This window comes from Planococcus sp. VCh962 (assembly GCF_057748275.1).
Genome location: NZ_JBYLHS010000002.1, coordinates 787,996 through 806,923 on the forward strand (window position 1 = coordinate 787,996; position 18,928 = coordinate 806,923).

At 41.2% G+C, this 18,928-nt stretch carries 16 protein-coding genes; 8 read left to right on the top strand and 8 right to left on the bottom strand.

The features are described 5' to 3' along the window. Positions 1 to 58 precede the first annotated feature (58 nt). Genes lsrF through AC3AQ9_RS11200 form a run of 5 tightly spaced genes read right to left on the bottom strand, consistent with a single transcriptional unit; the run spans position 59 to position 5,598 of the window. Positions 59 to 952, bottom strand: a complete 894-nt coding sequence (gene lsrF, locus AC3AQ9_RS11180) for a 3-hydroxy-5-phosphonooxypentane-2,4-dione thiolase (protein WP_488307546.1) — start codon at positions 950 to 952, stop codon at positions 59 to 61. 31 nt (positions 953 to 983) lie between these two features. Then, positions 984 to 2,072, bottom strand: a complete 1,089-nt coding sequence (lsrB, locus tag AC3AQ9_RS11185) for an autoinducer 2 ABC transporter substrate-binding protein LsrB (protein WP_488307547.1) — start codon at positions 2,070 to 2,072, stop codon at positions 984 to 986. Further along, the gene (locus tag AC3AQ9_RS11190) at positions 2,072 to 3,076 is read right to left on the bottom strand and encodes an ABC transporter permease (RefSeq protein WP_488307548.1); all 1,005 of its coding nucleotides are present in this window, start codon (positions 3,074 to 3,076) and stop codon (positions 2,072 to 2,074) included. Before AC3AQ9_RS11190 ends, lsrB begins: the two co-directional genes overlap by 1 nt. Continuing rightward, on the bottom strand, positions 3,066 to 4,100 hold the full coding sequence (locus AC3AQ9_RS11195) for an ABC transporter permease (RefSeq protein ID WP_488307549.1): 1,035 nt from the start codon (positions 4,098 to 4,100) through the stop codon (positions 3,066 to 3,068). The genes AC3AQ9_RS11190 and AC3AQ9_RS11195 overlap by 11 nt, the downstream gene beginning before the upstream one ends. After that, on the bottom strand, positions 4,087 to 5,598 hold the full coding sequence (locus tag AC3AQ9_RS11200; RefSeq protein ID WP_488307550.1) for a sugar ABC transporter ATP-binding protein: 1,512 nt from the start codon (positions 5,596 to 5,598) through the stop codon (positions 4,087 to 4,089). Before AC3AQ9_RS11200 ends, AC3AQ9_RS11195 begins: the two co-directional genes overlap by 14 nt. 345 nt (positions 5,599 to 5,943) lie before the next feature. On the opposite strand from AC3AQ9_RS11200, the gene AC3AQ9_RS11205 reads away from it, so the two are divergent. From AC3AQ9_RS11205 to AC3AQ9_RS11215, 3 genes are read left to right on the top strand one after another with little or no spacing between them, the layout of a single operon-like run. Then, positions 5,944 to 6,864: a sugar-binding transcriptional regulator gene (locus tag AC3AQ9_RS11205; protein ID WP_488307551.1), complete on the top strand. Its 921-nt coding sequence runs from the start codon at positions 5,944 to 5,946 to the stop codon at positions 6,862 to 6,864. 37 nt (positions 6,865 to 6,901) lie between these two features. Further along, positions 6,902 to 8,488, top strand: a complete 1,587-nt coding sequence (gene lsrK / locus AC3AQ9_RS11210; protein WP_488307586.1) for an autoinducer-2 kinase — start codon at positions 6,902 to 6,904, stop codon at positions 8,486 to 8,488. Then, positions 8,472 to 8,849, top strand: a complete 378-nt coding sequence (locus AC3AQ9_RS11215) for a cupin domain-containing protein (RefSeq protein ID WP_488307552.1) — start codon at positions 8,472 to 8,474, stop codon at positions 8,847 to 8,849. The genes lsrK and AC3AQ9_RS11215 overlap by 17 nt, the downstream gene beginning before the upstream one ends. Positions 8,850 to 9,802: 953 nt before the next feature. On the opposite strand, the gene AC3AQ9_RS11220 is transcribed toward AC3AQ9_RS11215, so the two are convergent. The 3 genes from AC3AQ9_RS11220 to AC3AQ9_RS11230 all read right to left on the bottom strand — a co-directional run bounded on the left by AC3AQ9_RS11220 (position 9,803) and on the right by AC3AQ9_RS11230 (position 11,980). Further along, positions 9,803 to 10,156 carry a DUF2178 domain-containing protein gene (locus AC3AQ9_RS11220; RefSeq protein WP_488307587.1) on the bottom strand — a complete coding sequence of 118 codons (354 nt, stop codon included), beginning with the start codon at positions 10,154 to 10,156 and terminating at the stop codon, positions 9,803 to 9,805. Then, the gene (locus AC3AQ9_RS11225; protein WP_488307553.1) at positions 10,140 to 10,379 is read right to left on the bottom strand and encodes a helix-turn-helix transcriptional regulator; all 240 of its coding nucleotides are present in this window, start codon (positions 10,377 to 10,379) and stop codon (positions 10,140 to 10,142) included. Before AC3AQ9_RS11225 ends, AC3AQ9_RS11220 begins: the two co-directional genes overlap by 17 nt. A gap of 239 nt (positions 10,380 to 10,618) precedes the next feature. Then, on the bottom strand, positions 10,619 to 11,980 hold the full coding sequence (locus AC3AQ9_RS11230; RefSeq protein ID WP_488307554.1) for a copper amine oxidase: 1,362 nt from the start codon (positions 11,978 to 11,980) through the stop codon (positions 10,619 to 10,621). Positions 11,981 to 12,193: 213 nt separating this feature from the next. Here AC3AQ9_RS11230 and rpoN point away from each other — a divergent pair, with 213 nt between their 5' ends. From rpoN to AC3AQ9_RS11255, 5 genes are all read left to right on the top strand, one after another. Continuing rightward, positions 12,194 to 13,498: an RNA polymerase factor sigma-54 gene (gene rpoN / locus AC3AQ9_RS11235; RefSeq protein ID WP_488307555.1), complete on the top strand. Its 1,305-nt coding sequence runs from the start codon at positions 12,194 to 12,196 to the stop codon at positions 13,496 to 13,498. A 317-nt stretch (positions 13,499 to 13,815) separates the two neighbouring features. Next, the gene (locus AC3AQ9_RS11240; protein WP_488307556.1) at positions 13,816 to 14,769 is read left to right on the top strand and encodes an ABC transporter permease; all 954 of its coding nucleotides are present in this window, start codon (positions 13,816 to 13,818) and stop codon (positions 14,767 to 14,769) included. Then, positions 14,769 to 15,617, top strand: coding sequence for an ABC transporter permease (locus tag AC3AQ9_RS11245; protein ID WP_488307557.1), 849 nt, complete (start codon positions 14,769 to 14,771; stop codon positions 15,615 to 15,617). Before AC3AQ9_RS11240 ends, AC3AQ9_RS11245 begins: the two co-directional genes overlap by 1 nt. Next, the gene (locus tag AC3AQ9_RS11250) at positions 15,598 to 17,196 is read left to right on the top strand and encodes an ATP-binding cassette domain-containing protein (RefSeq protein WP_488307558.1); all 1,599 of its coding nucleotides are present in this window, start codon (positions 15,598 to 15,600) and stop codon (positions 17,194 to 17,196) included. The genes AC3AQ9_RS11245 and AC3AQ9_RS11250 overlap by 20 nt, the downstream gene beginning before the upstream one ends. Continuing rightward, positions 17,189 to 18,757 carry an ABC transporter substrate-binding protein gene (locus tag AC3AQ9_RS11255; protein ID WP_488307559.1) on the top strand — a complete coding sequence of 523 codons (1,569 nt, stop codon included), beginning with the start codon at positions 17,189 to 17,191 and terminating at the stop codon, positions 18,755 to 18,757. The genes AC3AQ9_RS11250 and AC3AQ9_RS11255 overlap by 8 nt, the downstream gene beginning before the upstream one ends. The last annotated feature ends 171 nt before the right edge of the window (positions 18,758 to 18,928 follow it).

Consider the following 18,928-nt stretch of genomic DNA (forward strand, 5'->3'; position numbering starts at 1 on the left):
CTCCGTCATATATAACAAAGCTTCTATTTTTTGAATAGAAGCTTTGTTAGTTCTTAATTTAATTTTTTATTTTTTCGTTGGTCATATCAAGGAAAAATTCATAAGCTTCTTGATCAGTGAATCCGTTGTGAACCACTTTGTTTACAGCTTGAATCATTTCTTCCGGGTTTTGTGATTGGAAAATATTTCTTCCCATATCTACTCCAGCTGCTCCGCGCTGGATAGAGTTGTAGGCCAATGTAAGCGCGTCTTTTTCTGGAATCTTTTTCCCCCCTGCAACTACCAAAGGTACAGGACAAGCCGCCGCCACTTTTTCAAAATCCTCACAATAATATGTTTTAACAATTTGCGCTCCAAATTCCGCCAACATTCTAGTAGCCAAGAGAAAGAATCGGCTTGTACGCTCCATATCTTTTCCGACTGCTACTACACCCATAGTAGGAATTGAATATCTGGAGCCTAGATTTACTGCTTTATTCAATTCTTCGATAGTTTCTTTTTGTCCCTCTGCCCCAATAAAGGTTTGGACAGCAATAGCGCTTGCATTCATTTTGATCGCTTCTTCAATGTTTACAACCATCGATTCGCGGCTTAAATCGTCTTGCAGAATACTTGAACCCGATGACACTCGAAGTGCAATTGCTTTATTATAGTTTGCTGGAACACTAGTCCTGATGGCTCCTCTTGTAGCCATTAAGCAATCAGCATGCTCAGCTAACCGGGGAATCAATAAATCCAGTCTCTCTAATCCAGCTGTTGGCCCCATAAAATAACCATGGTCAAATGCCAACATTACCGTTTTTCCAGTTTGAGGATTAAATATTCTAGATAAACGATCTTTCATGCCCCAATCTAAGTTATTAGCTCCTTTCACATGGAAGTTTCCTGTATTAGCAAATGTAATATCTTCCGCAAATTGTTTTGCACCTTTGTTCCCTTCAATATCAGCCATTTTCTAATCTCCTTTTATAACATCTTTATTTTTAGAAATCATAGTCACCAGTATTTTCTTTTGTAAATACAATTCTTTCCGGTAAAATTATTATCCCTGAATCATCTGCTTCATATTCGTAACCTTGTACAGTATTTGGTTCTACTTTGATTTCACCTATAGACGGCACTTCAAGAGTATCTCCTACCTTTAATTCATTTCCTTGTGCTAAATGATAGGCAATGTACACAGCTAATGCACCTTGATCTTGAACATCCCAAAGACCATGATTAACGATCGTTCCATTTTCGATGAATCCTCGCATAGAATTTGGTGATGCAAAACCGGTAATAATAAGGTCCTCTGCTTTTAAACCTTTATTTTCCGCTGCTTGGGCCATTGCTGGAAGAGCTGTGGAATCAGGTGCAATAACAGCAGCAAGGTCTGGATATGAGTCGATAATACTTTCCCCAATTTGCAATGACTTCTGCTCATTTCCTTCACCGTATTGCTTAGTCACGATTTCCCATTTAGGGTATTTTTCTTTGATGTATTTCTCTGCATAATTAACCCATGCATTTTGGTCTGGGACAGTTGGACTTGAATAAAACCAAGCAACTTGATTTTCACCATCTGGATCTTCCATTTGTTCCGCGGCCATATCCACTAGCATGGCGCCAAGAATTTCAGGAGTACCTTGATTGATATAAAATGATCTATATTCCGGTTCGACGTCCGAATCCCAAGTCACTATCTTAACTCCAGCATCTTTAGCTTTTTTCAACGCTTGATTTAACCCATCAGAAGTTACAGATGAAATTGCGATTGCATCAGCGCCACTATTGACTGCACTATTAATAATTTGCACCTGATTAGCTACCGTCCCTTCAGGTGTTCCATCATATTTAACGTTAAACCCTACTTCTTTAGCCATTTTTTGAGCACCGTTATTTCCAGACTCAAAGAAAGCATTCCCTGTCATTTTCGGGATAAATACTACCTCCACCTCACTTGGATCCTTCTCGCCGCCATTTTTGCCGCTTTCACTAGAGGCTTGATTACTATCGTCATTACAAGCTGTCAATATTGAAAAGATCATTACCATTCCTAACAATGCTAAAATCAACTTAGATTTACTCATTACACTTCCCCCTCTTTAAGGTTTCTTTTAGCTGTTAATCTTTTGACGTTGTTCTTGAATTCAGCTGAAACACTTAGTAAAGCTACTGATAGGATAAGCAACAAGCCTGTTGCCAATCCAATGTATTGAGTTGAAACTCCCCCCATTTGCATCCCTACTTGCAAAAAACCTACAATTATACTGGCCAAAGCGGTTCCGATAACACCTCCTTTACCTCCAGTAATCAATGTCCCGCCAAGAACGACTACGGTTAATATTGACATTAAATATTCTGAACCAAAGTCTGCTCTTGCACTTCCCAAATAAGAAGTCAGCATTACACCAGCTACTCCAGCACTTAACCCCGATAAAACATAAGTGCTGGCAATAATTTTTTTTGTATTTATACCAGCATATTCAGCTGCATCCGGGTTAATTCCTGATAAAAATATGTAGCGCCCATACTTGGAAAGATGCAACAGAACGTAAGCAACTATAAGCATGACAATAAATAAAACAACTGAGTTTGGTATGCCTAATACTGTTCCATAGGCCAGATTACTAAAGCTCTCGGAAAAACCTGCGATTCCTTCATAAGAACTAGCACCCGATATTCCCACTAAAACAATTGCGATGCCGCTGTATAAAAGCAAACCGCCCAAAGTAATAACCATGGCCTGTACCCGGCCGTAAGCGATCAAGACACCATTGAGCAATCCACATAGCCCCCCTACTGCTATAGCGACAATTACTGCGACCCAAATATCCAAACCTACTAATTGAGATAGAACTCCTGTAACAACTGAAGTTAGCCCGATTATAGAACCTCCAGAAATATCTATCCCCCCAGTAATAATTACAAAGGTCACAAAAAAACCAATGATAGCAATTCCGACAAAATCATTAAAACTATTCAAAAGTATAGTGAGGTTCCAAAATCTTGGATTAATTAAGCCAAACACAATTATTTCTGCTATCAAAATCAAAACTAAAGCGAGATTCCATTTCGGCATTTTACTTATCATAAATTATTGAAACCTCCTTAATAACTCTAGGTTCCGAATCTTGAAGTACTCTTGCTTTCATCCTTTCTTTCTTAGTGCGTCTTTCGTTTCGTCTATTTAATAGTGCATCAGTCAATACAATTGTGATGAGCAAAGCACCGGAAATGGCATCATTCCAAAAGGCAGGAATTTTCATGTAAACAAGAGCCGAATTGATCGAAATCATGATAATTGCTCCGATAGATGCTCCAATGACTGAACCAATTCCTCCACTCAACGACACACCTCCAAGAACAGCAGCAGCAATGACTGTCATTTCCACTCCTAAACCAGCATTTGTTGAAATAAACCCAACCTGGCTCGCAAATATTAATCCGGCCAATGCGGAACTGATTCCAGAAACTACAAAAGAATAAGTCACATACCTTTGGACAGGAACTCCTAATAGAATTGCCCCATCAATGTTATCTCCGATAGCAGAAAAGTATCTTCCTTTTTTGCTCTTGGATAAAAATAAATGCACAGCGACTACACCGAGCATTATGATGAGCATTAATAGATTTACTCCACCAATCTGCGCTTGCGATAAATTTTTAAACGCAACAGGCAAGTTCTCTATCCATTGCCCATCTGTATAAATAACTTGAATAACTCTCGTTATTTCAAGCATTCCGAGCGTCATTATAAAAGAGGAAATTTTTAATTTGGTTACGCCCAAGCCATTGATCAAACCCACTAACCCACCAATCGATACAGCAACTGCTATTGCAAAAACAATACTGCCGCCGTCCTTTAAAATAAGACCGCTTACCGCAGCACTAAGGCCCAATGTTCCTCCTACAGAAATATCAATATTTCCTGTCAAAAGCACAAAGGTTAATCCAACTGCAAGAACAATATAAAGCAAGCTGCTTTTAAAAGAGTTTTGGATATTATTTATATTTAAAAACTCAGAGTTCACAAAACCTACTATGATAAAGAGTCCAATCAGAAATAGCAGTGTCCTAGTTTCTCTTTTTTTTATCATAGTCTCAATTTTCGACATATGATTCACTTCCTTTATAGGTTCCAAAAGCTACTTTCATTACATTGGCTGCATTAATGTCATTAAATTCAAGGTGTGCATTACACGTGCCGCGATAAATACCATATATTCTGTCACTTATTCTCTCGATTTCTTCCAAATCAGATGAAATCAATAAAATTGAATAGCCAATTTTTTTAAGCTCTGTAATGATAGAGTAAATATCGCTTCTGGCTGCAGCATCAATGCCTCGTGTAGGCTCATCCATAATTATCAAACGTGGATTCGTAGAAAGGATTCTTGAGATTACTACTTTTTGCTGGTTCCCTCCCGACAAGGATTTAATTTCTTGATGATGATCCGCTATTTTAATACTTAATCGTTCAACAAATTTATTAGTAATTGCTTTTTCGTTCTTACTATTAAGAAAAAAACGTCTTCCTTTTACTACTTGGGCAGTCAGATTATTTCTGACGGAACCAATTGAAAAAATTCCATGTAAAAATCGGTCCTCAGGAATATACGCAATCCCATTTTTTATTGCCTCATTTATTCCAAGGCTGGTAATGTCTTTTCCATCTAAATATATCTTTCCTTTATGGCATTTCGTTATTCCATATATTGCTTCAGCTATTTCCGTTCTTCCTGCACCTACAAGGCCTGCAAGTCCAACTACTTCACCTTGATAGACATCCAGACTAATGTCTCTAAATCCATCTCCGCTAATTTTTTCAAGTCTTAGCACAGGGGCTTCACTTGAAATATGGACTTGTTCTTTTTCAAAAGCAGCTTTATGCCTCACTTCACTTCCCTCAGGTAACAGGCCATCAATCAACATATCTTTTGTAAATTCTTTAATATTTCCTTTAAGTGTAATTTTTCCATCGCGCAATATGACTACATGAGTTGAGATTTCAAAAACTTCATCTAACCGGTGTGTAATATAGAAAATACCAACCCCCGAAGCTTTTAATTTCTCAATGACCGTGAACAGTGATTTAGTTTCAGAAAAAGTTAATGCAGAAGTAGGTTCATCTAATATAAGAACCTTAGCTTTGCGGAGAAGACCTTTAATAATTTCAAGTTGCTGCTGCTCTGCTATCGTTAAAGTAATGGCTAAACGGTTAAGATCTAATTCCCAACCTAACTCTGTTAACAGTTTTTTTGTTTCTTCTCGAATTTCATGCTTTGATTTATCAAAACCGAAAGTAATATTTTGCTCCACTGTCATATTTGGAAACAATAAAGGTTCTTGGGGAACGAGGTAGATTCCTTTTTTATGTGCTAAGGAAGGATTTAAATTCTCAACTTTTTCACCATCGACTTCAATTACTCCCTCATCCACCTTGTAAACTCCGGTTAATATTTTCATTAACGTACTTTTTCCTGCTCCATTCCCCCCGATGATCGAGATGACTTCATGAGCACTTAAATCTAAAGAGACATTTTTTAAGACTCTGTTTTGATTGAAGCTTTTGTAAATCCCATCTAATTTTATTAAGTTCTTCTCTTGCGCCACTTTTCTCCCCCCTTTAAAAACAGGAATTTTTGTTACAAATTTCAAAATTTGAATTGCCTTTTGGAAGCGCTTACTATATTCTTAATATTATGATAACTTATAACTTTTTATTAATCAATAGTAAAAAGTTTAATTAATCTAAATATTAAGTTTTATATTTGAGTAATGTAGCACGCTTCTTTTTCATAAAAACTCCTAATAAGCTAGTAAAATCATCAATAAAAGAGCTTCTTTCAATATTTTTTATCATTTCATATTAAAACATTTGTTTAATGGTAAATATTTTGTTAGCCTTTTTTTAGGAATGTTTTTATAATTTAGATTTTATTAAGGAGTTCGATGAATATGTCTTATGAAAAAGAAGTAGCAATAAAAGTGGCTTGGAAATATTACAATGAAGGGTTGACTCAATCAGAAATCGCAAAAGCCCTCAATCTTTCAAGAATGAGAGTCATTAAGTATTTAGAGATGGCTAAAAACCAAAACATCATCCAATTTAAAATCAATATAGATAAGATTTCTGATCAAAATTTACAAAAAAAACTGCTAGAGAAATACAATTTGGATGACATTTACATTGTTCCCTCATCTAACGGAAGCACTGTAGATAGCATTACGATTGCAGCTGCACAATATATAGAAGATAGAGTGACGAATGACACCATGATCAGCATCGGGTACGGAGAAGCTGTTTCAAAGACTCTTGGACATTTGAATATTTCTGCAAAATATAAAGTATCCTTTGTCTCACTCTCTGGAGGAGTTAAGTTTTATATGCCAACCGCTATTGATCAATCATCTGATTATTATACGAATCCTAATTACAGTCATTACATCATCCCTTCCCCATTGATAGTATCGACGGAAAATCTTGCTACTAATTTAAAAAGCGAGAATTCCGTTAGCAGCATTCTGGAAATGGTTCCTTACTCAAACCTTACTGTAATTGGAATTGGTGCTTTAAATAATCGAGCAACTCTTATCAAAGAAGGGCTTCTAAGCATAAAAGATATAGAAATCTTCAAATCAAAAGGTGCAGTTGGTGATTTATTAAATCAGTTTTATGACATCGATGGAAACATCCTGGATTTGAGTTTGCATAAACGATTGATTAGCACAGAAATCAACGTACTAAAATCATTGAATCATGTAGTAGCTGTAGCAGGAGGGCTTGAAAAAAAAGAAGCCATTATTGGAGCTTTAAAAGGAGGTTATATAAATGTCTTAATTACCGATGAAAATATTGCCTATAGCTTACTCGAATAAAAATCCGAAAGGGTGGTAAATTGTGCAAAAGTATTTGATGGCTATTGATGCAGGAACTGGGAGTGTACGAGTCATATTATTTGATACGGAAGGAAAGGAACTTTGCGTTTCTCAATCTGAATGGGTTCATAAGGAAGATAGCAGATTTCCAGGTTCAATGGATTTTGATATTGAAACGAACTTTAGTATTATCAAAGACTTAATTAAAGAAACTCTTCTAAAAAGCAGTATCAATCCCAAAAATATTTCAGCAATTTCCACCACGAGCATGAGAGAAGCAATTGTTTTGTATGACGAAAGCGGCAAAGAGCTATGGGCTTGTGCGAATGTAGATTCGCGCTCCAGCAATGAAGTTTCTACCCTCTATAAATCTTATCCAAAGTTAGAGGAAGAAGCCTATCAAATCTCCGGACAGACTTTTTCCTTATGTGCCATTCCAAGGATTCTATGGGTGAAGAATAATTTGCCCGAAATATATGAAAAAATTAAGCATGTCACTATGCTTAACGACTGGATTACTTATCGTTTAACAGACATGATTTCTGTGGAACCTTCAAATGGCTGCACCACTGGATTATTTAATATCGCAAATCGAAAGTGGGATATTGATCTTGCTAAAAAATCAGGACTAAGAGATAACATCTACCCCGCCGTATATGAAAGCGGTACTGTCATAGGTCCAGTTACAGAAAAGATGGCAGAATTAACTGGATTAAGTACAGAGACACAGGTAGTCGCTGGCGGTGGCGATGCTCAACTTGGCTGTATTGGAATGGGGGTGATAAACGAAGGAGATGCGGCTGTTCTAGGGGGAAGTTTTTGGCAATATGAGTACACGACAAAAAATGTAAAAATGGACGAGCAGTCAAGAATAAGAGTGAATTGCCACGCGGTACCAGACACTTGGCAATATGAGGCAATCGCTTTTTATCCAGGCCTAGTCATGAGATGGTTCAGGGACAGCTTCTGTGACTTAGAAAAACATATTCAAGATGAAACCGGTGAAAGCGTTTACTCACAAATGGAAAAAAGAGCTGCAGGCGTACCTGTGGGGAGTTATGGCATGATTTCTGCGTTTTCCGACAAAATGAATTATATTTCATGGAAACACGCAGCACCAAGTTTCTTGAATTTTAAACTAGATGCCGAGAAATTCAATAAATCAACATTTTATAGAGCAATCATGGAAAATGCAGCGTTTATTACAAAAGGAAATATAGATTTGGTCCAGGATATTACCAATACTTCGCCAGACTCCATTATTTTTGCTGGCGGAGCTGCCAAAAGTGATTTATGGTGCCAAATCGTTTCAGACGTATTAAATAAACCCGTAAAGGTCCCTCTTGTTAAAGAATCTTCCGCTTTAGGAGCTGCAATATGCGCAGGGATTGGCGCTGGTATTTATAGAGACTTTAATGATGCCATCGCAAAGGTAGTTAAATTTGAAAAAGAATATCAGCCTATCCACGAAAACCATTTAATTTATAATCTTTTGTATGCCAAATGGGAAGAAGTTTATAAAAATCAACTTGAGTTGGCTGATAAAGGTCTTACAGAATATATGTGGAGTGCCCCAGGACTAGAAGATAAAAAAGGGAGTGTTTACAATGACAGTTATCAATGAAAACGAAGTAGAATACAGATTTAAAGATAGTGGACCTAAATACCTGCAAAAAGGACCTAGAATGAATTTTGGGATCGTAGTATTAAAGGCGGGCCAGGATTTTAATGCACACTATCATAATATTATGGAAGAAAACTTCTATGTTTTAGAAGGAGAACTAGAAATTCATATCGATAATGAAATTTTCCAATGCAAAAAAGGTGATTTTATTCATGTGGAACCAAAAAGAGTCCATTACTTAATTAATAAAGGAAATGTAGATTTTAAAGCAGCATTTATGCTTTCACCTTTCCAGGAAAATGACAAAGTAGAAGTAAATTACAGACCTTATAACAATCTGCAAGCTTCCAACAATACATGAACATAGAACATAATAAGAGTGGTAGTGCTGACTAATCAATAGTTTGCTCTGCTGCTTTTATTTTGTGCAATGATTTTATTTTATAAAACAGCAATAGTCTCAAAATTCTATGGAATTCATGAAATACTTCTTTGTTATTACCTTACATATTAACTGCTGCTGACATTTTAGTTTAGAAACACCTTAATATAAGTGCTGATCTGCAGTTTACTTATCAAAAGTCTATTAGAATTTATTAGCATCAGCAATTTGAATCTAACTTACCCTTTCACTATACTTAGAAGTTTCTTTTTCTACCCATATAGGGAAATCAATAACCCGAATGCAGCTTGCTTCCCGATAAGCTACATTCGGATTAATTTTTTTATATTGAATTAATCAGGATCGAAAGTATATTATTGTAAATAAATAGAAATTATCACTAAAGAAGAGAGGTTGTATAATGTTAAAATCATTTAATCTCGGTATCCGTCTACTCATTATACTTTTTTGCATCTTTTGGTTAATAAATGGTGACTTTGATCCGAACCCTCGAATTGCTCTTTTAGTGGTTTCATTTGTTTTTTTATCGTTTGCTATAGAACAACTGAAAGACGGAATGAAAAGCATTGGCTATCTTTATCTTTGCATTTCCTCAGCTTCACTTCTTGTAGTCATTTCCTCATTTTGAGAACAACTGCCTGTTGATTAAGTACTTTTGAATGCTTGTGCCGTTCTTGGACAATGTGAACTCTCGTTGCTTTTACCTTTCGCACTTCTTGATTCTAAGAACTTACAATGACAGGTTTCTTCTATTTCAAAGAGCTTTACTGATTTGACGAAAAAGAACGTGAATATTGCTTGATGAGATCTTTGATTAACGGACTAAGTTCGGCAGGCAGTTCACACCACTTTTTTTATTTAGTAAAACCCTATCCTCCATCAATGGCTGGGCCTCGCTTCTTGGCTTTTCGTTATGCAAAATCCTTTTTATATTGGACAGCCATGTAAATTCCACCTGCTAAAAATGCCAGCGTATATTTGAACAGGAAAAAGATGGTCCACATATACTCTTTGGGAAATATCATGTCACATAAAATAATTGCTCCCAGCATATAAAAACCACTTTTCAAAAAGATTTGATTTGTCCGTTCGTCGCTTTCCCCAATCTTCATATAAATTACATAGACAAAAATTGCGCTACCCATAAGCAGTAAAAATCCAATTCCAATAAGCATATTCCAATTTCCTGTAGATTGTTCAGCCCAGGACTTTAAAGGGTTAAAAATGGCGTTAGAGATAGCTGAGAAATTATTTGTCAATCTGATCACTCCCTTTCACATAAGTAAAAATATCGTTTACATCAACCTCAAAAAAATCGGCAATCCGAAAAGCCAACAGCAGAGTCGGAACATAATTTCCTTTTTCCATTACGAAGATGGTTTGTTTGGAAACTCCCACTTTCTCTGCTAATTCTTGCTGAGACATTCTGGCAAGTACGCGATATTCATAAACTTTATTGGATATCGAATCACCAAAATCTTTTTTCATGACCATCACCTCTTAAGATATACTATAAATTATTTTTAAATAAAAGTAAAGTATACTTATACTAAATAAAATAACATCTTTCTTTTCGGATGATTTGATTTAATTCAACAAAAACTAGAACGAAAAATAGGACGAATATTTGATTGCTGCTTTTCCAAAGTTGAAGCGCTAAAAATAAAAAAACGTTCGCAAAAGTGCCAAAACACTTTGCGAACGTTCTTTTTCCACACATATTCCGATCAGTTTTGTTTGCGTACACGCAAGGCAATTGTTGTCGTCAATCCAGCCAGCATCAATCCGCCCAGGATCCACATGAACGGCATTGAAGACTCTTCTGCTGTTCCACCCATTCCGGTTTTCGGCATTTCGGAAGGCATTTCTGCTGCACCGAACTGATCCGGGAACTGGTCAACAATGGCTGCGGATAAGCCGGCCGCCGGCATGGTCATATGCGCGTAAGCTTCACGAATCGAGTTGTAGGCTGTATCGTAATCGCCGGCTGCATAGGAATCAAAAGCAACAAGCAATTGATCAACGTGGGCCGTCAAGCCTTCTTCCAAAGCATCTGCCGGCACACGCCCTTCCGTTGCAGCGTCAAGAAGTGCTGCTTGTTCAACGATATAGGCATCCAAATCCGCTTTTGCCTGTTCCTGTCCTTCAGCATTGCCTTCCCCTGTTGCCACTACATAGTCAACAAAGTAGCCGATATGCGATTTCCAGACTTCCGCGAACTGTGCTCCCGCTTCTTCCCCGTATACCGAAGCAACCGCTGCCGATAAATCATCTGCATTGGCAATCAAAGCAGCAGATGCCTGTTCAAAGCTTTCCGCTCCATCAGCGCCGTCCTGCATGGCCATTGCCGCTAGCCCCGCATGCTCGGTGAACGTCATATTCAGTTGGGCGCGAAGATCAGCAGCCGGAGTATCGGGATTGGTGTTATCGAATTTCTCTGGGAATTGGCTGGTGATAGCAATCGACAGGCTTTCAGCAAACATGCTCATATGATGAATAGATTCCCGTTCCAATGCGTATGCCGTTTCAAAGTCTCCCGCAACGTAAGCGTCAAATGCTTCTACCAGCTGATCAACGTGCATATCCAGTCCCTCCTGGACAGCCGCTGCTGGCAAGCCGCCTTCAGTTGCTGCATCGAAGAACTCGGATTGCGTTTTCTTGTATTCTTCCAGATCCGCCAGCGCCTTGTCTTTTCCTGCCTGGTCCTCTTTAGCGGTCGCTGTTACATAATCAACAAAATAACCGATATGCGATTTCCAAATTTCATCAAACTGTGCTGCCCCTTCTTCCCCGTAAACAGAAGCAACTGCTGCTTTCAAATCATCTGCATTTGCCAACAGCGCTCCGGATGCCTGGTCAAAATCCTCCGCTCCGTCTACGCCTTTCCTCATCGCTTCAACTGCTAAAAAGGCATGTTCGGTCAGAACCGTATCCAGTGCAATCCGAAGTTCAGCAGCGGGTGTGGCTGTGCTGCTTTCCATCGAAGCCTCGTTCGAAGAATGTGTCCCGTGGCTGTCCGCCAATGCAGCAGTCGGTACAAGCAAAGAAAGGGTTAACGGCAAAGCTACCAATAGTTTGTTCATTTTCATCAAAAACATCTCCTTTTCCTGTTTTAATTTAGTTCTGACTACTAAACGGAACAAGGTTTGTTTTAGATCACTTTATTCAGAAAAATTTAAAACTATTTTTGTATCAGTTGTATTTCAATTTTTTTATTGAACCAAATGCACAGCACTCCGTGCTATAATAAAACAGATTATTGCAAACGCTTTCATTCATTTGTTTTCAAAGGAGGTTTTATCATGAACTACTCGCTTCAGCAGCGGCAGGAAATGCACCTTACCATGACCGTCGAACTGCGCCAGGCAATTGAATTGCTGCAATACTCGACGTATGAACTGGATCAGTACATACGGGAACAGCAGCTCGAGAACCCCTTAATCGAATTAGAAGAAAAAGAGAATTCTTCCGTATATCAGGAGCGCCTGCACCGGAAGAGCCGAAGTTTTAAAGAATCCGAATCTGCAGCCGTTTTGGAACCTGCGGATCATCAAAATAAAAAAGACGAATTAGCTGAACTGGCGAAGCTCGCTTTTCCTGATGCCCATACCCAAAAACTATTAAAGTTCCTCATTTATAATTTGGATGACAATGGCTATCTGGCTATCCAGGAAGAACCTCTGCTTCCATACAGCAAAGAGGAAATTGAAAAAGGTGTGCTTTTGCTGCAGCAAATCGGGCCGGCCGGCATCGGCGCGAAAAATGTAAAGGAATGCCTGCTTCTGCAGATCCGGCATCTCTATCCCGAAAATTCCTTGGCGGAAAAATTGGTTATGAATCACCTGGAACTTGTGGCTGACCATAAATGGAAAGAACTGGCCTCCCGAATGGGCATTTCCATGCAGGAAGTGAAAGAGCTGGTCGGTTTCATACAAATGCTGCAGCCCCGTCCTTGTTCTTTAACCTGCGGCAGTGAAACGGATTACATCACGCCGGACATCATCGTTGAATTCAAGGATGGCAAGCTGTCGTTCAGCCTTAATGACGGTTACCTGCCGGCAATCCGCATGTCGGGCGACTATGAGATCCGGCCGCGTGCAAAAGATGAACTTTCCAAGTACATCAATGGCCATTACGAAAAATACCAGTGGCTTCTCAGCAGCATTGAGCAGCGCCGGAACACCATCATTAAAATCATGGATGTCCTGCTCGTTAAACAGGAGAATTTTTTCAAATATGGCTTCCGTTATTTGAATCCCTTGATTCTAAAGGACATCGCCGAAGAAATCGGCATGCACGAATCCACCGTGAGCCGGGCTACTGCCAACAAAGTGGTGCAGACCGCTTTCGGTTCTTTCGAACTCCGGCTGCTTTTCACCACCAAGCTCGAAACGAAAGACGGCAGCAGCGTTTCCCAGACACAAGTGAAGAACCTTCTGCAGGAACTCATCACACAGGAAAACAAATACAAGCCTTATTCAGATCAAAAAATCGCCGAGTATTTCAATACCGAAAAAGGCATCACCATTTCCCGGCGCACCATCAGCAAATACCGGGAGGAACTGAAAATCCCGCCAGCCAGCAAGCGAAAAGAAATTCAAGTATAACCACTCTTTCTCAAATAAGGGCCGCTTTTTCCTGACAAAATTCAGGTAAAGGGGCCTTTTTCATCTTTTGCAGCTTGATGCGTTAACAGGTATAATGAACCATTTCTTCCATTTACTTAGAAATAATATTCTCTTATTGCGCCCTGGCTTGGTTCTTCATTTCCGCTTATGAGAATTCGCTGGTAAAGCCTATCACATCAATGCCTGAGCGATATGCGTTAACATTTAAAAAGAACTGGTCGTATGCTAGAATAGGACATGGTGTTTGATGATTTTCCATCAAAAATCCACTATTTTTTATAGAAAGCAGGAAGAAAATGGGACGTTTCATTGTAAAGCGTATCGCTGAATCGCTTGTTGTTTTAGTTATAGGCAGCATGCTTTGCTTTGCCTTTATCCGTGTTCTTCCTGGTGATCCGGTCGCGGCCATGTATGGAGACCAGCTTCAGAAGTTGAGTGAAGCGGACCGGTTCCGCATTACAGAAAATTTGGGGCTGAATGAAGCTTTGCCTATCCAGTATGCCAAATGGCTCAGCCAAGTTTTTCAAGGGGAATGGGGACAATCCACCATTTCCGGAATGGATGCCGCCGCAGTGGTAGCAGGATCCTTGCAGCCAACCTTTCTATTATTGCTGTCTTCCCAGTTTCTGCTGCTCTTGCTGGCTGTGTTGTTCGGTGTCTCCACCGGGTTAAAGCATCGTTCACTGTACGATCACGCAGTGACTGCCATCAGTTTCGTCTTTCTGTCCATCCCTCCTTTCTGGTTCGCTTTGATGCTCATGATTTTTTTCTCCGTTTACCTGGGCATTTTGCCAACATCCGGAATGGGAAATGGACAACTCCGCTATATTCTACTGCCATCGCTCGTCCTCGCTTTATCACATGCCGGTTATTATATCCGGCTTTTGCGCAATCACATCATTATTACGAAAGACACTGGATTTATCTTTGCTTTAAAAGCACGCGGATTCTCACAATGGACCATCTTAAAAAACCATCTGCTGCCCAATGCCTCCATTCCCTTATTGTCCTACGCCGGCATGTCGCTCGCAGTTTCTTTGGCCAGCTCGGTGGTAGTGGAAACCATTTTTTCCTGGCCAGGCCTTGGCCGCCTGGCATTGAAATCAGCACTTGCGCATGATTATCCCGTCTTGCTGGCCATCATCATGCTGAGCATGGTGTTTGTCATCCTGGTTAACTTATTTGTGGATCTTCTTTGCGCCTGGATTGACCCGCGTCTGCGCAGTCAAGTGCTCGGGGAGGGGGAATGATGAACATGAAACGCCATTGGTTTATGATTTTTACCGTTTCCTCATTTACTGCGCTTCTCGCTGCCGTCTTGTTTGCTCCTTTACTGGCAGTCCATGATCCACTTGCAGTTCAAATGAACAGCGTACTGCAGCCTCCAAGTCCCGCTCATTTGCTTGGAACGGATGAACTGGGCAGAGATGTGTTTTCCCGGCTCTTATATGGCGGCCGGGTTTCCATGGCTGTTGGCGCAGCGGCCATGCTCGTGTCCGTTGCAGTGGGAGTCATCTATGGCGCCGTCAGCGGATTGGCAGGCGGAGGAATCGACGGGGTGATGATGCGCCTGATCGACGCACTTTTAAGCATCCCTTCCCTCTTATTGATGATCGGGCTGCAACTTGTGTTTCCTTCTAGTTTGACGGCTGTGATTTTAGTGATCAGCCTGACCAGCTGGATGCCTATTGCCCGGTTGATCCGTACAGAACTTATGGCCATGAAAAAAGATGTTTTCATACAGGCTTCTGCAGTGGTAGGAGCTTCTCCATTTCAATTGCTGCGCCGGCATATGCTGCCGCAGTGCATTCCGACCATTATTGTGTTTGCCATCAGCGGAATGAGCCATGCGATTCTTGCTGAAGCCACTCTCAGCTTTCTGGGCATCGGCATCCCTCCGCAAGAACCTTCGTGGGGCAATATGCTGATGGGCGCACAAAGTCATTTGCTTGCAGGAGCCTGGTGGCTGGCAGTGTTCCCTGCCGGATGCATCATGTATACCATTTTGGTTATCAATTTCTTAGGCGACAAACTGCAGGACCGCTTAGCGGCACCGCAGTTCAGAAAGGGGAATAAAAATGAGTGGATTTCTTCTTGAAGTCGACCGGCTGACGATTGCCGAACACCAGCAAGCAATCGTTTCAGCTATCTCTTTTTCCGTTCGAAAAGATACTATAACCGCCATCATCGGTGAAAGCGGCTCCGGAAAAAGCCTGACTGCACGGGCGCTCATCGATTTGCTGCCGGAGGGTATATCCATTGGGTCCGGCTCTGTCCGATTTTCGGGAGAACCCGTATTTTCAATGGATAAAAAGCGGCGAAAGCATTATCTAGGGAAAGAAATCGGCATTGTTTTTCAAGATACCTGGCAGACATTTGATCCAATCCAAACGATTGGCCGCCATTTCTTAGAGCTGTTTGCCGCTCATTCTTCGTTATCAAAAAAAGCGGCGAAAGAACAGACATTGCACTTGCTTCGCCAAGTGCAACTGAAAGATGCCGAAAAGGTTTTCCGCTCTTATCCCCACGAGCTTTCAGGCGGTATGCGGCAGCGGGTTCAATTGGCTCTTTCCATTGCGATGAATCCCTCGTTACTGATTGCTGACGAACCGACGACTGCGCTTGATTTACAGACCCAAGCCGAGATGATCGAGCTGATCAGAGACTGGCGGCAACAAACGAGGAGCTCGGTTTTATTCATCTCACATGATCTGGGAGTGGTATCCCAAATCGCAGATGAAGTGATTGTCATGAGCAAGGGGAAAATAGCGGAATGGTCTCCGGCCGATAAGCTGTTAACCGCTCCCCGTTCCCCCGAAGCCAAGCAATTGCTGGCGGATTATTTGCTGCTCTCCGGTTCCAGCCGGCCTATAAAGCAGCCTAGCAATAACCTCGTCATGAAAGTTGAGCATGCAACGAAAACATATATAAAGAAGAATTGGTTTCAGCAAGAAGTGCTCCCTGCAGTGACAGATGTATCCCTACATATAGCGCAAGGAGAAATCGTGGGGCTGATAGGCGAAAGCGGTGGCGGCAAAAGCACGTTATCCCGGCTGATGCTCCAATTGGAGCCATGTACGAGCGGAAAAATCCGGTGGCTTGGAAAGCAGTCTTTCCGCCAAGGGATTCAATGGGTGCACCAAGACCCTCTCGCTTCATTCGATCCGCGCTGGACAATCGAAAAGATTGTCGGCGAAGGATTGGATTACAGGAAAGAAGAAAAAGAAGGAAAAGAAGAACGTGTGCAGGCTGTCCTTCAACAAGTCGGCTTGTCTGTTTCTGACGGCCGATTATACCCTCATCAATTGTCTGGGGGCATGAGGCAGCGCGCTGCACTGGCCCGTTCCTTGCTGATGGAGCCTGAACTGATTGTGCTGGATGAACCGTTTGCCAGTTTGGATATGAGTTCGCAAGCAAAACTGATTTCGCTGATTCAGTCTATTAACGAGGAAGAAAATCTGGCCGTTTTATTTATTACGCATGACATCCAAGTTGCCTTGGCAATCTGCCAGCGGATTTACGTAATGGAAAAAGGGGCTATTGCAGAAGAAGCCGACGCAAATGAAATACTTTTGACGACTAATCCCTATACAAAGCAGCTTTTATCCTGCATGCCAGGATACGATGCTCGCAGAAAGTTACTAAACGACAAGATAAAGGTGGAAGTTTATGAATAAAAAAATATGGAAATTCTTGCTGGCTGCCGCTTTGATCGGGCTGGCAGGATGCAGCCAGGAAAGCGATACTTCGGCAAATTCATCAGGAATGAAACAGCTCGTTTACGGAATGGCTTCAGAAATTGAGAAAGTCAATCCGGTTCTGGACGAGAGCCAAGAAATCGATGCCCTTCTTTTTAGGGGTTTAACAAAACCTGATGCAGAAAACCAGGTAACACCTGATCTAGCAGAGAGCTGGGAAATTTCAGATGACCAATTGACTTATGTCTTTATGCTTCGGCAAGACGCGACATGGCAAGACGGGGAACCGGTAACCGCAAAAGACGTGAAATTCACGTTCGACCAAATCCAGAATCCGGAAACGAATACTCCCATTGCCGGTGAATTTAATGAAATTGCGTCAGTGGAAGTGACAGGTGACTATGAAATAACCATGACTTTGCACCGGCCCTTCCCTCCACTTTTGGACAAGCTGAAAATCGGCATTGTCCCTGAACACCTGCTGCGCGGCGAAGACCTCAATACGACAGCGTTCAATCAGAATCCTGTCGGCAATGGTCCTTTTAAGTTGAAGAAATGGGACAGCGACCATACCATTACATTAGAACGAAATGATAACTATTATGGCCCTGTCCCTAAACTCGACGAAGTTGTTTTTAAAGCGGTGCCGGATGCAAATACACGGATCCTTCAATTGAAAACCGGTGAAATCGATCTGGCTCTTATTGAACCCAACCAGTTGGCCAGCACAAAAGAAAGCGACCCCTATTCGGTGCATGAAATACCGACAGCCGACTACCGGGCAGTCCTGTATAATTTCGACTTGCCTTTGTTCCAGGACAAACGGGTCCGCCAAGCGATGAATCATGCGATCAACCGGGGTGAATTGGTGAAAGGGATTTTGGCCGGCAAAGGCGAACCGGCATACGGACCTTTGCAAAAATCCTGGGCCGGAACCGCTGTTAAAGAAGGTTATACTCATAACCCTGAAAAAGCGGAGCAGCTTTTGGCAGAAGCCGGATGGGTTAAAGGTTCTGACGGCGTGCTTGTAAAAGACGGACAGCGTTTTGAATTTGAGCTCGTCTCTCCCATTCAGGACACTGTGCGTGTAGCGCTTGCCAATGTTGTGTCGGAACAGCTGAAACCGTTTGGCATCGTGGCCAAGCCGAAACCGGTCGACCAGAATGCCATCGACTACGACGGTGAAGACGCGCTAATCATTGGCTGGGGCAGTGAATTCGATCCGGATGACCATACGTACCGCTTATTCCACAGCAGTGAAATTGGCGATGGCCAATATAATTTTGGTTCCTACCAGAATGACAAAGTCGACGACTTGCTGATGAAGGCAAGAACAACGGCAGATGTCGATGAAAGAAAAGCTTATTACCATCAATTCCAAGAAGAACTCACCATTGACCCGCCGTATAATTTCCTTGTTTACCTTCAAGCTTTATACGGCGTCAATGAAAATGTGACAGGAATCAGCACACGTACGCTCGGCCACCACGGCTTCGGCGTCTTGTGGAATATCGAGGAATGGGATAAGAAGATAAAGTAAAAATAAACAAAAAAAGCAGAGAATTGTTTTATTTTTTATCAGTTATTTGATATTCCGCAAAACAGCTACGCTTGCCGCGGGCGAGCGCCAAGCCCATAGCTGTCAACTTAAGAAAAAAGTGTAACCCCTCTCGAAAGATGGTATGGATGACTATCCATGAACGAGAGGGGT

Excerpts from the sequence above, each read along its gene's own strand:
- lsrF (WP_488307546.1), bottom strand. The coding sequence starts at position 952 with ATGGCTGATATTGAAGGGAACAAAGGTGCAAAACAATTTGCGGAAGAT.
- lsrB (WP_488307547.1), bottom strand. The coding sequence starts at position 2,072 with ATGAGTAAATCTAAGTTGATTTTAGCATTGTTAGGAATGGTAATGATC.
- AC3AQ9_RS11190 (WP_488307548.1), bottom strand. The coding sequence starts at position 3,076 with ATGATAAGTAAAATGCCGAAATGGAATCTCGCTTTAGTTTTGATTTTG.
- AC3AQ9_RS11195 (WP_488307549.1), bottom strand. The coding sequence starts at position 4,100 with ATGTCGAAAATTGAGACTATGATAAAAAAAAGAGAAACTAGGACACTG.
- AC3AQ9_RS11205 (WP_488307551.1), top strand. The coding sequence starts at position 5,944 with ATGTCTTATGAAAAAGAAGTAGCAATAAAAGTGGCTTGGAAATATTAC.
- lsrK (WP_488307586.1), top strand. The coding sequence starts at position 6,902 with ATGGCTATTGATGCAGGAACTGGGAGTGTACGAGTCATATTATTTGAT.
- AC3AQ9_RS11215 (WP_488307552.1), top strand. The coding sequence starts at position 8,472 with ATGACAGTTATCAATGAAAACGAAGTAGAATACAGATTTAAAGATAGT.
- AC3AQ9_RS11225 (WP_488307553.1), bottom strand. The coding sequence starts at position 10,379 with ATGAAAAAAGATTTTGGTGATTCGATATCCAATAAAGTTTATGAATAT.
- AC3AQ9_RS11230 (WP_488307554.1), bottom strand. The coding sequence starts at position 11,980 with ATGAAAATGAACAAACTATTGGTAGCTTTGCCGTTAACCCTTTCTTTG.
- rpoN (WP_488307555.1), top strand. The coding sequence starts at position 12,194 with ATGAACTACTCGCTTCAGCAGCGGCAGGAAATGCACCTTACCATGACC.
- AC3AQ9_RS11240 (WP_488307556.1), top strand. The coding sequence starts at position 13,816 with ATGGGACGTTTCATTGTAAAGCGTATCGCTGAATCGCTTGTTGTTTTA.
- AC3AQ9_RS11245 (WP_488307557.1), top strand. The coding sequence starts at position 14,769 with ATGAACATGAAACGCCATTGGTTTATGATTTTTACCGTTTCCTCATTT.
- AC3AQ9_RS11250 (WP_488307558.1), top strand. The coding sequence starts at position 15,598 with ATGAGTGGATTTCTTCTTGAAGTCGACCGGCTGACGATTGCCGAACAC.
- AC3AQ9_RS11255 (WP_488307559.1), top strand. The coding sequence starts at position 17,189 with ATGAATAAAAAAATATGGAAATTCTTGCTGGCTGCCGCTTTGATCGGG.